Below are 16,311 nucleotides of genomic sequence, written 5' to 3'. Positions count from 1 at the left end.
GCTGGGCGGCATGTTCGGCGGTGGCGCCTCGGCACAGGCGATGGTGTGGGGCTCATTCAAGGCCGAGTCACTCAAGAAGGCCGAGTCACTCATGACTGGGCGGGCCCGGGCCGGTCGGGCCGGACCAGACCCGCCTCGTAGGCGATGATCACCGCGTGGACCCGGTCGCGGGCGCCGATCTTGCCCATGATCCGGCTGACGTGCGTCTTGATCGTCGACTCCGACAGCGTCAGCCGCTCGGCGATCTCGCCGTTGGTCAGTCCTTGTGCCACAGCCTCCAGCACCTCGTGCTCGCGCCCGGTCAGCACCTCCAGACGCGGGTCCGCGCCCGCCTCCGCGCCGGGCGGGGGCTGCTGGACGAATCCGTCCAGCAGCCGCCGGGTCAGCGCGGGAGCGGCCACCGCGTCCCCGGCCGCCACGGCGCGGATGCCGGCCAGGAGCTCCTGCGGCCGGGCGTCCTTGAGCAGGAACCCGCTCGCTCCGGCCCGCAGCGCGTTGTAGGCGTAGGCGTCGCCGTCGAAGGTCGTCAGCACCAGCACCCGGGAGCGGCCTCCCGAGGCGACGATGCGGCGGGTGGCCTCGATGCCGTCCATCCCGGGCATCCGGATGTCCATCAGGACCACGTCGGGGTGGAGTTCGGCGGTCTGCCGGACGGCTTCGGAGCCGCTGGAGGCCTCCCCGACGACGCTGGTGTCGGGGTTGTTCTCCAGCAGCATCCTGAAGCCGAACCGCTGCAGCGGCTGGTCGTCGACGATGAGCACGGTGGTCACGGCTGCTCTTCCTCCCTGGTGTGCGGTGCGGACAGGGGCACGACGGCGTGGACGAGCCATCCCCCGTCACCGGTCGGTCCGGCGGACGCGGTCCCACCGGCCAGGGCGGCGCGCTCGTGGATGCCCACCAGGCCCTGCCCATCGTGTTCGGCGACGGGGACCGCGGGGGCGGCGTCGGGTCGACCGGTGTCCCGGACCCGGACGTCCACCTGGCCCTCGGCGGCACGCAGCGCGACCTGGACGGTGGTGGCCGGGCCGGCGTGTTTCAGACTGTTCGTCAGGGCTTCCTGGACGATGCGGTAGAGCGCGAGCTGCACCCCGGGGGCGAGGGAGGCGAGGTCGCCGGAGGTGCGCAGGGAGATCTGCGGTCCGGCCGCCCCGATGCCCTCCAGCAGCGTGTTCAGGTCGGACAGGCCGGGCTGGGGCGTCAGTTCGAGGTCCGCGGCGGCGGCACCGTCGGGGGTCTGGTTCAGGGCGCCGAGAGTGCGGCGCAGCTCGCTCAGGGCCTGTCGTCCCGTGCTCGCGATCACCGGGAGGACCTCGGCGCCGCGCGCGGGGTCGTTCGAGGCCGCGAAGGCCGCCCCGTCGGCGAGACCGATCATCACCGCGAGGTTGTGGCCGATGATGTCGTGCATCTCGCGCGAGACCCGGGAGCGTTCGGCCAGCGTCGCCAGCTGCACCCGCTGCTCGCGTTCCACCTCCAGTCGGGCGGCCCGGTCGGCCAGCGCGTTCAGCTGCGCCTGCCGCACCCGCACCACCAGGCCCAGGGCGGACGCGGCGACGGCGGTCGCGTAGAGGAAGAACAGACTGTAGAGGGCGTGCTCCCGGAAAGGATCGACACGGAAGGCGGGGACGAGCAGGGCGAGGGCCAGCGCCGGGACGGACCAGGCGAGCAGCCGCAACCGCTCATAGCGGGCGACCGAGTAGATCACGATCAGCACGGCCACGACGCTGCGCTGCGGCGCGTTCACCCACCACTGCACGGTGCTCGCCAACAGGACCACCAGCAGGACCGGCAGCGGCGCCCGGCGCCGCCACACCAGCGGCAGCGCCTGCCCCAGCACGGTCAGCACGAGCAGTGCGGTCGAGGCGGCGGCAGAGTTGTGACCGCCGCGCGCCTCACTGGGAGCGGCCACGCTCGACAGTCCGGCCGCCAGGGTGAGCAGGGTGAGCACGACGTCGAGGGCCAGCGGATGGCCGACGGCGCTCGCGCGCAGCCGTCGGGCCGCGTGCACGAACCGCCGCGCGAGCGGACTGTTCCACAGCTCCTCGAACTCGGGCGGGAACAGCTGCTCGGGCGGGGTACTGCCTTGCCTCACGATCGTGGTCCCTGCTCTTCGGGGCTGGGCCGCTCAGCTGCGCAAACGTCCCCACGGCCACTGTAGGGCGGCCGTGGGGAGCAGGCGTCAAAGGAGCGGCGCCGGCCGGTTCACGTGTCGGCGCGCTTGAGGCGCCAGGCGGCGCCGGCCAGGGCCAGGGCGACCCAGCCGGCGAAGACCGCGAGTCCGGCGCCGGGGCTGAGGGTGTTGCTCGCCTGGTGCAGGGCGAAGATCGAACCGCCCGCGTTGCCGGGGAGGTAGGGGCTGATGTCGTTGCCGAGGCCGGAGGGCAGCAGGCCGGTCAGCACGGGCAGCAACATCAGCGTCGCCACCAGCAGTCCGATGCCGCCCGCGATCGAGCGCACCAGGGTGCCGAGCGCCACGGCGAAGACGCCGACCAGCCCGAGGTAGAGCCCGGCGCCCAGCAGGCTGCGCAGGACACCGCCGGAGGAGAGGCTCAGCGAGATCGCGTCACCGCTCAGGAAGTGCGCGCCGCCCAGGAAGGCGGCGAACGCGCCGACCGTGGCGACGGCCGTCGCGACGAGCCCGAAGGCGGCGACCTTGGACCACAGCACCGGCAGTCGGCTCGGGACAGCGGCGAGCGTGGACCGGATCATGCCGGTCGAGTACTCGCCGGCCGCGATCAGCACGCCCAGCACGCCGATGGCCAGCTGCGCGAAGTCGATGCCGCTCAGCGCGAGCCCGACCGCGTCCTTGGCGCCGGCGCCGGGTCCGCGCACGGCGGCGCCGCTCGGGGAGTAGTTGGAGGCGGCGAGGACACCAGCCAGGAGCAGCAGCCCCAACGCGACGCCCAGGGTGATCCAGGTGGAGCGCAGGGACCACATCTTGGCCCACTCCGCCCTCAGGGCCCGGGGGCCGGTCACCTTGCACTTCAGGCGGTCGAAGGCGGTCGCGGGTCGCACGGTCAGAGTGCTCATGCGGCGCTCCTCAGCAGGTCGGTCGTGGTGGTTCCGTGGTACTCGACCGAGTCCTCGGTCATGGTCATGAAGGCCTCCTCCAGGGAGACAGGCTGCGAGGCGAGTTCGTAGACCGGCACCCCGTAGGCGAAGGCCGTCGCGCCGATCTCACGTGCCGTCAGGCCGGAGACGACGAGCTCCTCGGAACCCGGGGTGCCGAAGATCTCCACGCCGGGCCCGGCCAGCAGGTCGCGCAGCCGGGACGCCTCGTCCGTGGCCACCCTGACCCGGTCGCCCCCGGCATCGCGGACGAACTGCTCGACCGTCGTGTCGGCGAGCAGCCTGCCCCGGCCCACGACGATCAGGTTGGTCGCCGTCTGCGCCATCTCGCTCATCAGGTGCGAGGAGATGAAGACGGTGCGGCCCTCGGCAGCGAGTCCGGTGAGCAGCTTGCGCACCCACAGGACGCCCTCGGGGTCGAGCCCGTTGACGGGCTCGTCCAGCATGATCGTCTGGGGGTCGCCCAGCAGCGCGGCGGCGATGCCGAGGCGCTGGCCCATGCCGAGCGAGAACGCGCCCGCGCGCTTCTTGGCGACCTTGGTCAGGCCGGTGATCTCGATGACCTCGTCCACCCGGCGGCGCGGGATGCCGTGGGTCAGGGCGAGGGCGTTGAGGTGGTTGAAGGCGGAGCGGCCCGGGTGGATGGACCGGGCCTCCAGCAGCGCGCCCACCTCCAGCAGCGGCGCGGCGTGCTCGGCGTAGTGCGTGCCGTTGACGGTCACGCTGCCACTGGTGGGCGCGTCGAGCCCGAGGATCATGCGCATCGTGGTGGACTTCCCGGCGCCGTTGGGACCGAGGAAGCCGGTGACCACGCCCGGCTTGACGGTGAAGTCGAGGCCGTCGACGGCGGTCTTGTCGCCGTAGCGCTTCACCAGCTGGTGGATTTCGATCATGGGATGCGTCCTCGGGTTCCGGAGCGAGCACGGCGTCGGAGGGTCCCGAGCGTGCTGCCAACGGTGCGTCCGTCGGCGATGAATCCACCGTAGGTTCGCCGCGCCGCTGGGCCCCGGTACCGCCGAGGGAACTCCCGCTCCGGGGCGGTACCGGGGTGCCGTACCCGTTCATCCCCAGGTCAGCGTCCCGTTCAGCGCCAGATCAGGGCCGGGGCAGGGCCGAGTCAGGGCCGGGACCTCGTCCGGTCAGCTGACGGCCGAGGCGGTCCGGCGGCGGCCCAGGGTCAGCCCCGGCAGTGCCACCATGAACGCGACGGCGCAGAGACCGGCAGCCCCGAGCAGGCCGTCGCGTGCGGCGGCGGCGTAGTCCTGGTGCGCGGAGACGAGCCCGCCGAAGTAGAGGGAGGCGGCCAGGGCCGTGCCCAGCGAGGTGCCGAGCTTCATCCCGGTCTGGTAGACGCCTGCGGCCGTGCTGCCGTCGTGGCGGGGCACCGGGTGCAGGGCGAGCGTCTGGTTGGCGGCGATGACGCAGCCCGCGCCGCAGCCGACCACGAGCAGGGGCAGGGACAGGCGCAGCACCATGTTGTTGCCGGGGGTGGCTCCGCCGACCGCCAGCGCCGCGATCAGCAGTCCGGCGGCGGTGAGCGCGGTGCCGCCGATCACCAGGGCCCGGCCGGCCCGGTGCACGACGCGGCCGCTGAGGATGCCGCACACCGCCGAGCCCAGGGTGAACATCACCATGGTCTGGGACGCCTTGAGCGCGGTGTCGTGCATGCCCTGCTGGAGGAACTGCATCAGAGGCACGAAGATGCCGGTGAACCCGCCGTAGATGGCACCCGCAACGGCGGTGCCGACCCAGAACGTGCGCGCCCGGAACAGGACGGGGTCGATCAGCGGTTGCCGGGCGCGGCGGGCCGCGGCGCGTTCCCACAACACGAAGAGGACCAGCAGCAGGTGGCCCGTCCAGGCGAGCCACCAGGTGCGGCCTCCCCAGCTCCCGCCTTGCAGCAGCGGCAGTTCCACGCCGATGACGGCCAGCGTGAGCAGCAGGATGCCCACCAGGTCGAGGCCGCCGACGCGTTCGCGCGGTCCGCTCTCCGGGAGGACACGCGCGGCGACCCACAGCACCGCCAGGTCCAGCGGGAGGAAGAGGTAGAAGATCCAGCGCCAGCCGTCGGTGGTGCCGAAGCCCTGGATGATGACGCCCCCAGGATCGGGCCGATGGCGGTGGAGAGGCTGACGGTCGCTCCGTAGAGGCCGAAGACGCGGCCGCGTTCGCGGGGCGGGTACATCTGCTGGAGCAGGCCCAGGACCTGAGGGGCGATCATCCCGGCCGAGACTCCTCGCAGGGTTCACGCCACCAGCAGCCAGGTGGCGTCGGGCGCGACCCCGGCCAGCACGCCGGTGAGGGTGAACAGCGCCATCCCGATGAGCAGGATCTTCTTGCGGCCGTAGTCGTCGCCCAGGCGTCCACTGGGGATCAGCGCGAGGCCGAAGTCAGCGCGTAGCCGGCGATCGACCAGGTCGCCTGCGCGGACGACAGGGGCAGGTGGAGCTCCATCGACGGGAGCGCCACGGTCATGACGGTCTGAGCCGACGCCGATGCGGCCACCTTTGCCCGTCGCAGAATTTTGCGGGTAAATCCCTTCTTTGCAGATTTGTGTTCTGTTATTGCTCACAGTCGTTCGCCACGCTACGTTGCTCTCGGCTTGCGACTCCCCCACCTGTGCATGCCAAAGAAGGGGTTCCCGATGAGACGCACCTCCCGTCCCGCTCCCCACCGCCGGCTCGGCGCAGCCGTAGCGGCGTTACTCGCCGCCTCCGCTCTCGCGGCGTTCCACGCCGCGCCGACGGCCACGGCAGCCACCGCCGCCGGCGTCGGCGCGACGCTGCCGTTCACGAGCTTCGAGGGCGAGGCCGGCGCCCTGGGCGGCGGCGCCACCGCGGTGTCGCTCACCTCGGCGCCGACCAGCCAGTACTCCAGCGCTGCCGTGGAGGCCTCCGGCCACGCGTACGCGCAGCTCACCGGCACCGGCCAGAGCGTGCAGTGGACGAACACCACCGGCGCGCCGATCAGCGCGATCAACCTCCGCGAGAGCATCCCGGACTCCGCCACGGGCGGCGGCACCACGGCGACACTCGACCTCTACGTCGACGGCGTCTTCCGACAGGCGCTCAATCTCAACTCGAAGCAGAGCTGGTTCTACGAGAACAGCAGCAACTACAACGGCAGCGACCAGAACCCGGCCGACGGCAACCCGCGCGAGTTCTTCGACGAGTCGCACACGTTCATCAGCGGCGCGCCGATCGCCCCTGGCAGCACCCTGATGCTCAAGAAGGACGCGGCGAACACGGCCGCGTTCTACTACATCGACGTCCTCGACGCGGAGAACCCACCACCGCCCATCGCCCAGCCTGCGAACTCGATCTCCATCACCGACTGCGGCGCCGTCGCTGACAACACCCCCACCAACGGCTCCGCCGACAGCGCGGCGGTGGACAGCACCGCGGCCATCCAGAACTGCATCAACCAGGCCCAGAGCCAGGGCAGGACCCTCTGGATTCCGGCAGGCACCTTCTACCTCAAGGGCACCCAGGGCCTGACCGCCCAGGGCATCACGATCGCGGGCGCCGGAATCTGGTACAGCACCATCTACCGCGACATCCCGCTGCCCAACTCCACACCCTTGGCCGCCCTGTTCGACCTGACCTCGGACACGGTCCAGGACTTCCACCTCGACTCCGACGCCACCAGCCGCGAGACGGTCGACGGCGGTGGCGGCGCGATGGACACCAGCGGCACCAACTGGGTCGCCAACGACATCTGGAGCCAGCACACCGAGTCCGGCTTCTGGGCCTCCGGCACCGGCGGCACGGTCGAGAACTGCCGGCTCACCGCCGTCTGGGCCGACGGCATCAACCTCAACAACGTGTCGCTGGGCAACTCCGTCGGCAACAACCTGACCGCGACCAACAACTTCGTCCGCGGCACCGGCGATGACGGCATGGCCATCAACTCGGTGAACTACAACACCGATTCGAGCGGAAACAAGACCTACTACACGCCGATGTCGCACATCACGATGACGCACAACACCGTCATCGCGCCCTGGGGCGGCAAGGGCATCGGCATCTACGGCGGCAGCAACCAGGACGTCGAGGACAACTACATCGCCGACACCGCCCGCTACATCGGCCTGGGCGCAGGCCGCTTCGGCGTCAACGGCAGCGACCTGCTCACCGCGACCGTCAACGGCAACACCATCGTCCGCTCCGGCGGCAACGGCTACAGCCAGGGCCAGCCGGCCCTACAGATCGGCAACGGTGGCGACGGCCAGAACGTCGGCGTGGTCGACCACGTCACCGCCACCAACAACACCGTCCTCGACGCCCTCTACGACGGCATCGGCTTCTCCACCTCCACCAACACGCTGCTGCAGAACAACACCGTCACCTCACCGTGGCGCAACGGCATCGTGATCGCCCCGCCGTTCTACCCCGCGCCCACCGGCTCCGCGTCCATCACCGGCAACACCGTCACCGGCCTCGGCTCGGGGATGTCGCCCTACCTGAACAACTCCAGCGGCTTCACCGCCACCACCAGCGGCAACAGCTGGCAGGGCACGGTGACCCCGGAGGGCCCCTACGGCGGCACACCGGCCGCCGTCCCCGGCACCGTCCAGGCGGAGAACTACGACAGCGGCGGCCAGGGCGTCGCCTACAACGTCTCCTCCGTCAACGGCACCGGCAACAGCTACCGCACCGACGGCGTCGACCTGGAGACCACCACGGACACCGGCGGCGGCTACGACCTCGGCTGGACGTCCGGTGGCCAGTGGTTCCGCTACACCGTCAACGTCGCCACGGCCGGGAGCTACACCGTCAGCCTGCGCCTGGCCGCGCCCAACGCGGTGACCGACGCCCTGCACCTGTCCGACGCGTCGGGCACCAACCTCACCGGCAACGTCAACGTCCCCGCCACCGGCGGCTGGCAGAACTGGACCACGGTCACCGCCCAGGTCACCCTGCCCGCCGGCCAGCAGGTGCTGACCCTGAACGAGGACAACGGCGGCTGGAACGCCAACAGTCTGCAGTTCGCCGCCACGTCGGGCACCGGCAGCACCAACCTCGCGGCCGGCAAGCCGACCGCCGAGTCCTCGCACACCGACGTCTACCCCTCCTCGAACGTGACCGACGGCAACCAGAGTTCGTACTGGGAGAGCACCAACAACGTCTTCCCGCAGTGGGTCCAGGTGGATCTGGGCTCCGCCCAGTCGGCCGCCCGGGTCGTGCTGCAACTGCCCGCCTCCTGGGGCGCGCGCGACGAGACGCTCTCCCTGCTCGGCTCCACGGACGGCAGCAACTTCACCACCGTGGTGCCGTCGGCCACGTACACGTTCACCCCGTCCGCGAACAACACCGTCACGATCACGTTCCCGGCGACCGCCCAGCGCTACTGGCGGGTCAACATCACCGCCAACACCGGCTGGCCCGCGGGCCAGATCTCCGAGTTGCAGGTCTGGAACCAGTAGCTCCCCGCAACCGCCCGCACGGCGCGCCGGACCCTGTCCGGGGCGTCGTACGGGCACGCCGGGGTCAGTCCGCAGGACCCGCAGGCTGCCACGTGCGGCTCCCCAGCCCCGCGTCGACCAGTCGGGCCGCGCGTGTGACGTGGGCGGTGACGGCCTCGTGCAGTTGCCCGGGCGTCCGGGTCGCGTCGAGATACCTGCCCAGGGCCTGGAACTGGACGGGCCACAGGCCGAGCAGCGCCGTGGCCGCGATCTGCGGCTCGGGGTCGTGAGGGTCCGCGCCCGTGCGCCGGGCCAGGATCTCGGCGACGACGGCGGTGAGCTGCTCGGCCCGGTCGCGCTGGTAGGAGCGCAGCGAGGCGGTGGAGCGGATCAGCCCGCCGAAGCGCCGGAAGTCCGCGACGGCCCGGTCCCGGTCGTCCTGCGCGGCCAGCCATGCGGTCACGGCCGTCAACTGCTCCGCGAGAATCCTGAGCGCCGCCTCGACCGGGGTGAGAGCGGAGTCGGCAAGCGTGGCCCGAAGGGAGTCCTCGACGGCCTCGTTCAGGTCGAGGAGAAGCGACTCCTTGGTGGGAAAGTAGTTGAAGACCGTCTTCTCCGAGACTCCGCAGGCTTCCGCGATCTCGGTGACGCGCACGGCGTCGAAGCCCCGCTCCAGGAACATCTCGGTCGCGGTGTCGGACAGCTGGCGTCGCATCAGTCTCTTCTTGCGCTCGCGCAGCCCCTCATCCGTCGGCTCCTCGCCACGGAGGCGCAGCCCCGTCCAGTCCACTGTGCGCTCACCCATGGGGCCAGCATAGTCCCGTCGCTGAAAATCTAGTGCTACTGTATTTTTTCAGCGACAGTAACAACCAAGGAGACCTGCCATGAGCGCCATACACCTCGTGACGGATTACCCCCACCCACCGGAGTTGGTCTGGCGTGCCGTGACGGACCCGGCGCTGATCCCGCGCTGGACGGCGACGGGCGCGGGAGGGCGGCCCGAGGGGTTCGTCCCCGTCGTCGGCACACGGTTCAGGTTCACGGCCAAGCCGAAGCCGGGCTGGAGCGGCATCGTGGACTGCGAGGTCCTGGAGGTCGCGGCCCCCTGGCTGCTGCGCTACTCGTGGGCCGACCCCGCCGGCGGCGGGGTCACCCAGGTCCGGTACGGCATCGCGCCGCACTCCGGCGGGACCCGCTTCACCTACGACCACACCGGTTTCACCGGCCCCAGCGGCTACGTCCTGGCCAGACTCCTCGGCCGCGTCCGCCGCACGATGCTCACCGTCGGCCTCCCGGCCGTGCTCGACGACATCGACCCCGACAGCGCGTCCCGCACCTCAGCTGTCTGACTCCATGGCCGAGCGGGCGTACTCGGTGGGCGTGCGGCCGTAGTGCTTCTTGAAGGCCCGGATGAAGTGGCTGCTGTCCGCGAACTGCCAGTGGGCGGCAAGCTCCGCGACACTCAGCCGGCCGGAGGGCGCGGCAAGGGCGAGCCGAGCCTCCTCCAGTCGCCTGCGGCGGATGTAGCCGGAGGCGGACTCACCTGCCATAGCGAAGGCGCGCTGGAGGTTGCGGACGGAGACGTTGAGTTCGCGGGCCAGCATCGCTCCCGAGAGCTCAGGATCAGCGAGGTGACGGTCCGCCAGGTTGCGCGCGGCCTGCGCGAGCACGGGAGCGAGCTCCGGTTCCGCGTCGTCGACCCGGCGCCTGGCCACCGCCTTGGCCAGCTCGATCAGCGTGCTGTGGGCGGCCTGCACGCCCGCCGGTCCGAGGTCGGCGACGGTCGCGTAGATCATGTCCGAGTGAGCCGCCAGCAACCGCACCTCGGCGGACTCGGCGGGGCCGCTGACGCACTGCCGCTCCCCCAGCAGCGGCTTGAGCATCGCCGCGGGTAGGACGACGACCTTCGCCCGCGTGTCAGGCGCCGTCTCGAAGTGCAGCGGCCGTCCGATGTGGCGGATGAGGAACTGCCCGGCCGACACCGTCTGTTCGCCGCGGGCCAGCGGCGCGCCCAGCGTCCACGAGCCACGCTGCACGACGTAGAGACGTACCTGGTCCTCGACCCCGTCGAGCGGCCCCTCGGTCCGGATGGCCGACGCGCCGTGCAGGTCGGTGATGGCCACGTCCCCCACCTTGGTGGCACGGCTTCTGACGCGGAAGTCGAGCATGGTCGCCGGGCTGAAGCTGGGCAGCGGGAAGCCCTCGCCGATCTCGTCCTCCCAGCCACTGCGGAAGGCGTCGAACCCCGGCGACGAGCCGTTCGCGCGGGCCTGCGCCTCGGCGGCGGCACCGCGTGAACCGGCGGTCTCTGCCGTCACGTTGTTCATCGACGGTCACCCCCCTTTCCGTGCCGACGCCACCATGCGCCCTCCCGCGCCCTCTGGCGCGGATGTTCTGCCGGGATGGCGCCGTGGTCCAAGCCTGCGCGGGGCTGATTTTCCTAGGGTTCAAAGGCAGGGACAAGCCCTCACTTCGGTCCGCCGCACGCGCAGGAGGAGAACCCCATGAGCCCGCAGAATTCCGCCCCCGTCGCCGTCATCACCGGCGCCGGCACCGGCATCGGCGCCGCGACCGCGCACCGGTTCGCCGCCGACGGGTACACCGTCGTCCTCGTCGGCCGCACGAAGGCAACGCTGGAGCAGGCCGCCGACGACGGCCCCGCGGGCGCGCCGATGCACCCCCTGCTCGCGGACGTGTCCGACCCGGCCGCCGTGACCTCGGGCATGGACGAGGTCGCCGAGCGCTTCGGGCGGCTGGACGTGCTGGTCAACAACGCGGGGGTGGCGATCCCGGGCACCGTCGACCGGCTCGGCCTGGACGACTACCGGACCATGGTGAGCACCAACATCGACGGCGTCTTCTTCGCCTCCCGTGCCGCCCTGCCGCACCTGCGGGCGTCGCGCGGATGCATCGTCAACGTCGGCTCCGTGGCCGGGCTGCGCGGCGAGTGGGGCCAGGCCGCCTACAACATGACCAAGGGCGCACTGGTCAACCTGACCAACTCGATGGCCCTGGACCACGGCGACCGGATCCGCGTCAACGCCGTCCACCCCGGCGTGACGCTCAGCAGCCGGTTCCTGCGCGAGGCGCTTGCCGAGGGAGCCCCGTTGCGTCGGCGCCTCGTGGAGCGCGTGCCCATGGGCCGACCGGGCGAGCCCGGCGACGTGGCCGCCGTCATCGCCTTCCTCGCCGGACCCGACGCCGGATACGTCAACGGCGTCCACATCCCCGTGGACGGCGGCCTGACCGCCTCGAACGGCCAGGCCGACCTCTACCGCACGAGCGACTGAGCGCGGCAACCGGCCCGACTCTGGCAACCATGCTCTCATTGTGAGAGTTGACTTGCATGAAGCGCAGGCGAGTCGTACATTCATTCATGAGAGCAAACCCTCATGACAAAAGCAGTCTCTCCCTGGAGGTTCAGATGGCAGACGTATCGGTGGTCGGCCCCGAGGCCGGTGAGGCGATCCGGCTCGGCCCGACCGTGATGCGGATCCTGGAGGACGGCAGTACGACCGGTCACCGCCTGGGCATCGGCGAGATCACCCTCGGCCCACACACGGACGGCCCGCCGCAGCACCGCCACGCCCGGCACGACGAGGGCTTCTACGTGGTCTCGGGGGCGGCCCGGTTCACCGTCGGCGAGACGGTGTACGACGCCCCGGCCGGAACGCTGGTCATGATCCCGCCCGGCGCCCCGCACACCTTCGCCAACCCGACCGACGGGACCACGGTCCTGCTCAACACCTTCACGCCCGACCTGTACGTGAACTACTTCCGCGATCTGCGCGACATGATCGCCGGCGGCCGACCGCTCACGCCCGAAGCCACGATCGAGGCGATGAGCCACTACGCCACCGAACCGGCCACCGACTTCGCCTGAGCAGCACCGCGCCTCGCGCGCTCGCGGCCACCCTCCGGCTACGGCCACTGCTCGGCTGCGGCACCAGGAACCATCAACTCCACACCGAGGGAACCAACATCATGACGTCCTCCACCATCTCCGGCCCCAGCACTCGCGTCCGCACCCTCGACCTTCCGGGCGGCCTCGCCGTCACCGTCCAGGAGTTCGGCGAGAACACCGAGCGCACCGGCGTGCTCGTGCTGCACGGCGGCGCCGGGCCCCGCTCCGTGGCGGGCTTCGCCGCCGGCCTGGCCCAGCACGCCTACGTGGTCGTGCCCACCCACCCCGGCTTCGACGGCACGCCCCGCCCGGAGTCCACCGACACCGTCGCCGACCTGGCCACCGCCTACCTCGACCTGCTCGACGCGCTCGACCTGCGCGGCGTCATGGTGGCCGGAAACTCCGTCGGCGGCTGGATCGCCGCGGAGATGGCGCTGCGCGACAACGCCTCCCGGATCTCCTGCCTCACTCTGCTCGCCTCCACCGGCATCGCCCCCGAGTCCCCGGTGCAGATCGCCGACCCCGCCGTCCTCGGCCCGGCCAAGACCGCAGAACTGGCCTTCCACAATCCGCAGTTCCGCCCGAATCCGGCCGCGCTCGGCCCGGAGCAGCTGGCCGTGATGGCGGCGAACCAGCGCACCCTGGCCGTCTACGCGGGCGACCCGTTCTGCTACGACCCGAAGCTGCGCGGACGCCTGCACCGGGTCACGGTGCCGGTCCTGGTGATCGCCGGAGAGCAGGACGGCATCGCTCCGCTGGAGTACGAGCGCTCCCTGGCCGCGTCCTTCCCCCGCGCCGCCTTCCACGCCGTGCCGGAGGCCGGGCACTTCCCGCACATCGAGCAGCCCGCGGCGGTCTTCGCGGCGATCGGCGACTTCGTCGACACCCAGGTCAAGCCCGGGAGCGAGCCCGACGCCGAGTAGTCCTGTGGCGTGCGCGCCGCGAGCCGTACCCCTCACCCCACTTCTGCGCAAGGAGGACGGAGATGACGACGCTCAACCCCCCTGCCGAGAGCAGCGACCGACGTGCGGGGCTGGTGCTGGCGGTGTGCTGCCTCAGTCTGCTGATCACCGCCCTGGACACCACCGCCGTGAACGTGGCCCTGCCGGCCGTCGGCCGCGATCTGCGCGCCTCGGTCAGCGGCCTGCAGTGGACCGTCGACGGCTACACGCTGGCGATCGCCGCCTTCATGATGCTCGCCGGATCCACCGCCGACCGAATCGGGCGGCGCCGGGTGTTCCAGGCCGGGCTGGCGCTGTTCGCGGCAGGCTCGCTGGCCTGCTCCCTGGCCCCGTCCTTGGGGTGGCTGATCGGGTTCCGGGTCGTCCAGGGCCTGGGCGCCAGCATGCTCAACCCGGTCGCCCTGTCGATCATCACGCACGCCTTCCCCGATCCACGTCGGCGTGCACGGGCGATCGGCCTGTGGGGCACGACGGTGGGCCTGTCCCTGGCCGCCGGTCCCGTGGTCGGCGGCCTTCTGGTCGCCTCGGACGGCTGGCGATCGATCTTCTGGATCAACATCCCGATAGGCGTGGCGGGCCTGGTCCTCGCCGCCGTGTTCGTGCCCGAGTCCAGGGCGGCCACGATCCGGCGTCCGGACCCGGTCGGGCAGGTGCTCGTCGTGGTGATCCTGGGCACGCTGATGTCCGCGATCATCGAGGGCTCGCGCCAGGGCTACGGAAGCGCCCCCATCGTCGGCCTGCTCGTCCTGTGCGCGGCTGCGCTCGCAGCCCTGCCCCACTACGAACGGCGCCGCGAGCAGCCGCTGGTCGACCCGGTGTTCTTCCGCTCCGTCCCGTTCACCGGGGCGTTCGTCGTCGCCGTCACGGCCTTCTTCGTGCTCTCCGGATTCCTGTTCCTCAACACCCTCTACCTCCAGGAGGTGCGCGGCTACAGCGCGCTGCACGCGGGCCTGCTGACGGTACCCATAGCTGCCGGCATCGCGCTCGCCTCACCACTGTCCGGCCGCCTGACGGCCGCGCGGGGCGCGCGCCCGCCGCTGGTCGCCGCCGGCCTGCTGATCGCCGCTGCGGCACTGACGCTGACCACGCTCTCCCCTACCTCGCCCTGGGCGGTCCTGCTCACCGCCTACGTGCTGCTCGGCACCGGGTTCGGCCTGGTCAACACCCCGATCACCAGCACCGCGGTGGCCGGGATGCCGCGCGCCCAGGCCGGGGTGTCCGCCGCGATCACCACCACCGGCCGTCAGGTCGGCAACAACCTCGGCGTCGCCGTCCTCGGCTCGATCGTCGCCGCCCGCTCCGGGGCTGCGAGCCGTGCCGACTTCACCGCCGCGAGCCATCCGGGCTGGTGGCTCCTCGCCGCGGGCGGCCTGCTGATCACCGTCATCGGCCTCGCGGCCACCACCCGCCGCGCCACAGCCACAGCGGCGCGGGTCTCCGCACACTTCCCCGACACCCCTGCGGCCGAGGCGGCAGCTGATGCCGGCGTGCCGGACGCCGCACCGGCGTGACGTGCGGTCAGCGGCGGGCGCTCCGACGGGCGCCCGAGGGCGCAGCACCGGCCACAGCAGACCGCGTGAGGGTGGTCGCGGTGTGCACGACGCTGGCGATAGCGTCCTCGGGGTCCAGCCGCGCCAGGTCGGTGAGGGCGAACAGCGCCTCGGCGCTGACCACGACCGCGAGATCATTCTTGAGCTGCGTCACCGCGGCCGGATCGGTGGCCTCGAGCGTGTTCTCGAGCGGGGCGAGAGCGTGGTCGATCAGTCCGAACCGCATCGCGGGGCGGGCTCCGGCCGTCTCGGGACGGGTGATCGTGCCCGCGATCATCGCCCTGGTAGCCCCTTGGTAGGTCAGCACCGTGCGCAGCAGGTGCTCGGTCGCCACTGCGACGCGCTCCACCGCGTCATCGGAGTCCGCGACCGATGCGAGCGCCTCGGCCGGGGTGGGCATCTGCCCGGCCAGAGCCTCCTGGAGCAGACTCACCAGATCGGGGAAGTAGCGGTATGCCGTCGCCTCGGACACCAGAGCGGCGCTCGCGACCTCCAGCATCGTCACCTCTCCACCCGTGCGCATCAGCTCGACGGCTGCCGCAACAATCGCCCGGTGCGTGCGCAACTTCTGGTTCACGCGGCCGGTGGTGGGCCGGGTTGTCGTCGGTTCGTCCGAGTGCATGGCCCAAGAGTAGCAAGTTCACCCCGATAACGAGAGCGTCCTCGCATCATGGGCCAACCATCGGATTGACCTGCCGACCGAGTACGCCGCCGGCCTCCCCGGCAGCTCAGCGGCGCAGGGTCTTCATCGCCCTGGACCAGGATTCGAGCTCGTCGAAGAGCCTGGTGGCCGCCTCGTCGTGATGCGCGCCGGGCTTGAAGAGGGAGAGGTTCTCGAAGTCGGTGAACAGCGAGAACGCCAGCTGCTGATGGACATGCGCGAGCTGGACCGCGCTCGCGATGCTGCGCAGGTGCTCGGCAGCCCGGATGCCGCCGACGGTGCCGTAGGAGACGAAGGCGGCGGCCTTGTCGTTCCACTCCGCGTAGGCGAAGTCGATGGCGTTCTTCAGTGCGCCGGGGATGGAGTGGTTGTACTCCGGGGTCACGAAGACATACCCGTCGAACTCGTCGACCTTGGCCGCCCATGCCTTGGTGTGGTCGTGCTGGTACTGGCCCATGGACGGCGGCAGGGGCTCGTCCATGGCGGGCAGGGGCCAGTCGGCCAAGTCGACCAGCTCGTACTCGGCGGCGGTGCGGGCCCCAGCACGGTCGACCGTCCTGACCGACGGCAGCCCGCGCACCGGCGTCTACTACGACGAGACCGGCAAGCCGATGCGCGGCTCCGCCCAGGTCCACGACCTCGCGTTCCAGGACCGCGTCGTCCGCGAGACTCGCGCGCTGCTCGCCACCGTGTGAGCGCCCCACCGGGACAGCCCGTGCCCGTCGACCGTGCCGGAGGTGAGCGCCGCCCACCCGTCCTGGACC

At 71.3% G+C, this 16,311-nt stretch carries 17 protein-coding genes; 7 read left to right on the top strand and 10 right to left on the bottom strand.

Going from position 1 to position 16,311, the window contains the following annotated elements; translation table 11 throughout:
* Nucleotides 1-89: 89 nt before the first annotated feature.
* The 6 genes from ABH931_RS05715 to ABH931_RS05690 all read right to left on the bottom strand — a co-directional run bounded on the left by ABH931_RS05715 (nt 90) and on the right by ABH931_RS05690 (nt 5,638).
* Nucleotides 90-770, bottom strand: a complete 681-nt coding sequence (locus tag ABH931_RS05715; RefSeq protein WP_370110507.1) for a response regulator — start codon at nt 768-770, stop codon at nt 90-92.
* Nucleotides 767-2,089, bottom strand: coding sequence for a sensor histidine kinase (locus tag ABH931_RS05710; RefSeq protein WP_370110505.1), 1,323 nt, complete (start codon nt 2,087-2,089; stop codon nt 767-769). Before ABH931_RS05710 ends, ABH931_RS05715 begins: the two co-directional genes overlap by 4 nt.
* 110 nt (nt 2,090-2,199) lie before the next feature.
* Complete coding sequence (locus ABH931_RS05705; RefSeq protein ID WP_370110503.1) at nt 2,200-3,027, bottom strand: ABC transporter permease; 828 nt, start codon at nt 3,025-3,027, stop codon at nt 2,200-2,202.
* On the bottom strand, nt 3,024-3,959 hold the full coding sequence (locus ABH931_RS05700) for an ABC transporter ATP-binding protein (RefSeq protein WP_370110501.1): 936 nt from the start codon (nt 3,957-3,959) through the stop codon (nt 3,024-3,026). Before ABH931_RS05700 ends, ABH931_RS05705 begins: the two co-directional genes overlap by 4 nt.
* Nucleotides 3,960-4,205: 246 nt before the next feature.
* Nucleotides 4,206-5,315, bottom strand: a complete 1,110-nt coding sequence (locus tag ABH931_RS05695; protein ID WP_370110499.1) for an MFS transporter — start codon at nt 5,313-5,315, stop codon at nt 4,206-4,208.
* The gene (locus ABH931_RS05690; RefSeq protein ID WP_370110498.1) at nt 5,312-5,638 is read right to left on the bottom strand and encodes a hypothetical protein; all 327 of its coding nucleotides are present in this window, start codon (nt 5,636-5,638) and stop codon (nt 5,312-5,314) included. Before ABH931_RS05690 ends, ABH931_RS05695 begins: the two co-directional genes overlap by 4 nt.
* A gap of 72 nt (nt 5,639-5,710) precedes the next feature.
* On the opposite strand from ABH931_RS05690, the gene ABH931_RS05685 reads away from it, so the two are divergent.
* Nucleotides 5,711-8,491 carry a carbohydrate-binding protein gene (locus ABH931_RS05685; protein ID WP_370110496.1) on the top strand — a complete coding sequence of 927 codons (2,781 nt, stop codon included), beginning with the start codon at nt 5,711-5,713 and terminating at the stop codon, nt 8,489-8,491.
* Nucleotides 8,492-8,555: 64 nt separating this feature from the next.
* On the opposite strand, the gene ABH931_RS05680 is transcribed toward ABH931_RS05685, so the two are convergent.
* The gene (locus tag ABH931_RS05680) at nt 8,556-9,275 is read right to left on the bottom strand and encodes a TetR family transcriptional regulator (protein ID WP_370110494.1); all 720 of its coding nucleotides are present in this window, start codon (nt 9,273-9,275) and stop codon (nt 8,556-8,558) included.
* 79 nt (nt 9,276-9,354) lie between these two features.
* On the opposite strand from ABH931_RS05680, the gene ABH931_RS05675 reads away from it, so the two are divergent.
* Nucleotides 9,355-9,819, top strand: a complete 465-nt coding sequence (locus ABH931_RS05675) for an SRPBCC domain-containing protein (RefSeq protein ID WP_370110492.1) — start codon at nt 9,355-9,357, stop codon at nt 9,817-9,819.
* Here the strand turns inward: ABH931_RS05675 and ABH931_RS05670 are convergent.
* Nucleotides 9,808-10,797: a helix-turn-helix domain-containing protein gene (locus ABH931_RS05670; protein WP_370110490.1), complete on the bottom strand. Its 990-nt coding sequence runs from the start codon at nt 10,795-10,797 to the stop codon at nt 9,808-9,810. The two genes, ABH931_RS05675 and ABH931_RS05670, sit on opposite strands and share 12 nt — an antisense overlap.
* A gap of 177 nt (nt 10,798-10,974) precedes the next feature.
* Between ABH931_RS05670 and ABH931_RS05665 the strand changes: the two genes are divergently transcribed.
* The 4 genes from ABH931_RS05665 (at nt 10,975) to ABH931_RS05650 (ending at nt 14,847) form a co-directional block, all read left to right on the top strand.
* Nucleotides 10,975-11,760: an SDR family NAD(P)-dependent oxidoreductase gene (locus tag ABH931_RS05665; RefSeq protein WP_370110488.1), complete on the top strand. Its 786-nt coding sequence runs from the start codon at nt 10,975-10,977 to the stop codon at nt 11,758-11,760.
* Between the two features lie 134 nt (nt 11,761-11,894).
* Nucleotides 11,895-12,353: a cupin domain-containing protein gene (locus tag ABH931_RS05660; RefSeq protein ID WP_370110486.1), complete on the top strand. Its 459-nt coding sequence runs from the start codon at nt 11,895-11,897 to the stop codon at nt 12,351-12,353.
* A gap of 101 nt (nt 12,354-12,454) precedes the next feature.
* Entirely contained in the window at nt 12,455-13,297 is an 843-nt protein-coding gene (locus tag ABH931_RS05655; protein WP_370110484.1) for an alpha/beta fold hydrolase, read from the top strand.
* Nucleotides 13,298-13,359: 62 nt separating this feature from the next.
* Nucleotides 13,360-14,847, top strand: a complete 1,488-nt coding sequence (locus ABH931_RS05650) for an MFS transporter (protein ID WP_370110482.1) — start codon at nt 13,360-13,362, stop codon at nt 14,845-14,847.
* A 7-nt stretch (nt 14,848-14,854) separates the two neighbouring features.
* Here ABH931_RS05650 and ABH931_RS05645 read toward each other — a convergent pair whose 3' ends face one another.
* Together ABH931_RS05645 and ABH931_RS05640 are read right to left on the bottom strand one after the other, a co-directional pair.
* Nucleotides 14,855-15,508, bottom strand: coding sequence for a TetR/AcrR family transcriptional regulator (locus tag ABH931_RS05645; RefSeq protein WP_370110480.1), 654 nt, complete (start codon nt 15,506-15,508; stop codon nt 14,855-14,857).
* 106 nt (nt 15,509-15,614) lie between these two features.
* Nucleotides 15,615-16,028 (bottom strand): NADPH-dependent FMN reductase, encoded by a 414-nt coding sequence (locus ABH931_RS05640; RefSeq protein ID WP_370110478.1) that lies wholly within the window; start codon nt 16,026-16,028, stop codon nt 15,615-15,617.
* On the opposite strand from ABH931_RS05640, the gene ABH931_RS05635 reads away from it, so the two are divergent.
* A complete protein-coding gene (locus tag ABH931_RS05635) occupies nt 16,027-16,242 on the top strand; it encodes a hypothetical protein (RefSeq protein ID WP_370110476.1) in 216 nt (71 codons plus the stop codon). The two genes, ABH931_RS05640 and ABH931_RS05635, sit on opposite strands and share 2 nt — an antisense overlap.
* Nucleotides 16,243-16,311: the final 69 nt, after the last annotated feature.

The organism is Streptacidiphilus sp. MAP12-33, from assembly GCF_041261265.1.
Taxonomy (GTDB): domain Bacteria; phylum Actinomycetota; class Actinomycetes; order Streptomycetales; family Streptomycetaceae; genus Streptacidiphilus.
Note: the sequence above shows the minus strand (reverse complement) of the source record. Positions and strands in the feature narration are given on the sequence as shown.

Excerpts from the sequence above, each read along its gene's own strand:
- ABH931_RS05705 (WP_370110503.1), bottom strand. The coding sequence starts at position 3,027 with ATGAGCACTCTGACCGTGCGACCCGCGACCGCCTTCGACCGCCTGAAG.
- ABH931_RS05675 (WP_370110492.1), top strand. The coding sequence starts at position 9,355 with ATGAGCGCCATACACCTCGTGACGGATTACCCCCACCCACCGGAGTTG.
- ABH931_RS05645 (WP_370110480.1), bottom strand. The coding sequence starts at position 15,508 with ATGCACTCGGACGAACCGACGACAACCCGGCCCACCACCGGCCGCGTG.
- ABH931_RS05660 (WP_370110486.1), top strand. The coding sequence starts at position 11,895 with ATGGCAGACGTATCGGTGGTCGGCCCCGAGGCCGGTGAGGCGATCCGG.
- ABH931_RS05665 (WP_370110488.1), top strand. The coding sequence starts at position 10,975 with ATGAGCCCGCAGAATTCCGCCCCCGTCGCCGTCATCACCGGCGCCGGC.
- ABH931_RS05635 (WP_370110476.1), top strand. The coding sequence starts at position 16,027 with ATGGCGGGCAGGGGCCAGTCGGCCAAGTCGACCAGCTCGTACTCGGCG.
- ABH931_RS05680 (WP_370110494.1), bottom strand. The coding sequence starts at position 9,275 with ATGGGTGAGCGCACAGTGGACTGGACGGGGCTGCGCCTCCGTGGCGAG.
- ABH931_RS05700 (WP_370110501.1), bottom strand. The coding sequence starts at position 3,959 with ATGATCGAAATCCACCAGCTGGTGAAGCGCTACGGCGACAAGACCGCC.
- ABH931_RS05640 (WP_370110478.1), bottom strand. The coding sequence starts at position 16,028 with ATGGACGAGCCCCTGCCGCCGTCCATGGGCCAGTACCAGCACGACCAC.
- ABH931_RS05650 (WP_370110482.1), top strand. The coding sequence starts at position 13,360 with ATGACGACGCTCAACCCCCCTGCCGAGAGCAGCGACCGACGTGCGGGG.
- ABH931_RS05685 (WP_370110496.1), top strand. The coding sequence starts at position 5,711 with ATGAGACGCACCTCCCGTCCCGCTCCCCACCGCCGGCTCGGCGCAGCC.
- ABH931_RS05655 (WP_370110484.1), top strand. The coding sequence starts at position 12,455 with ATGACGTCCTCCACCATCTCCGGCCCCAGCACTCGCGTCCGCACCCTC.
- ABH931_RS05670 (WP_370110490.1), bottom strand. The coding sequence starts at position 10,797 with ATGAACAACGTGACGGCAGAGACCGCCGGTTCACGCGGTGCCGCCGCC.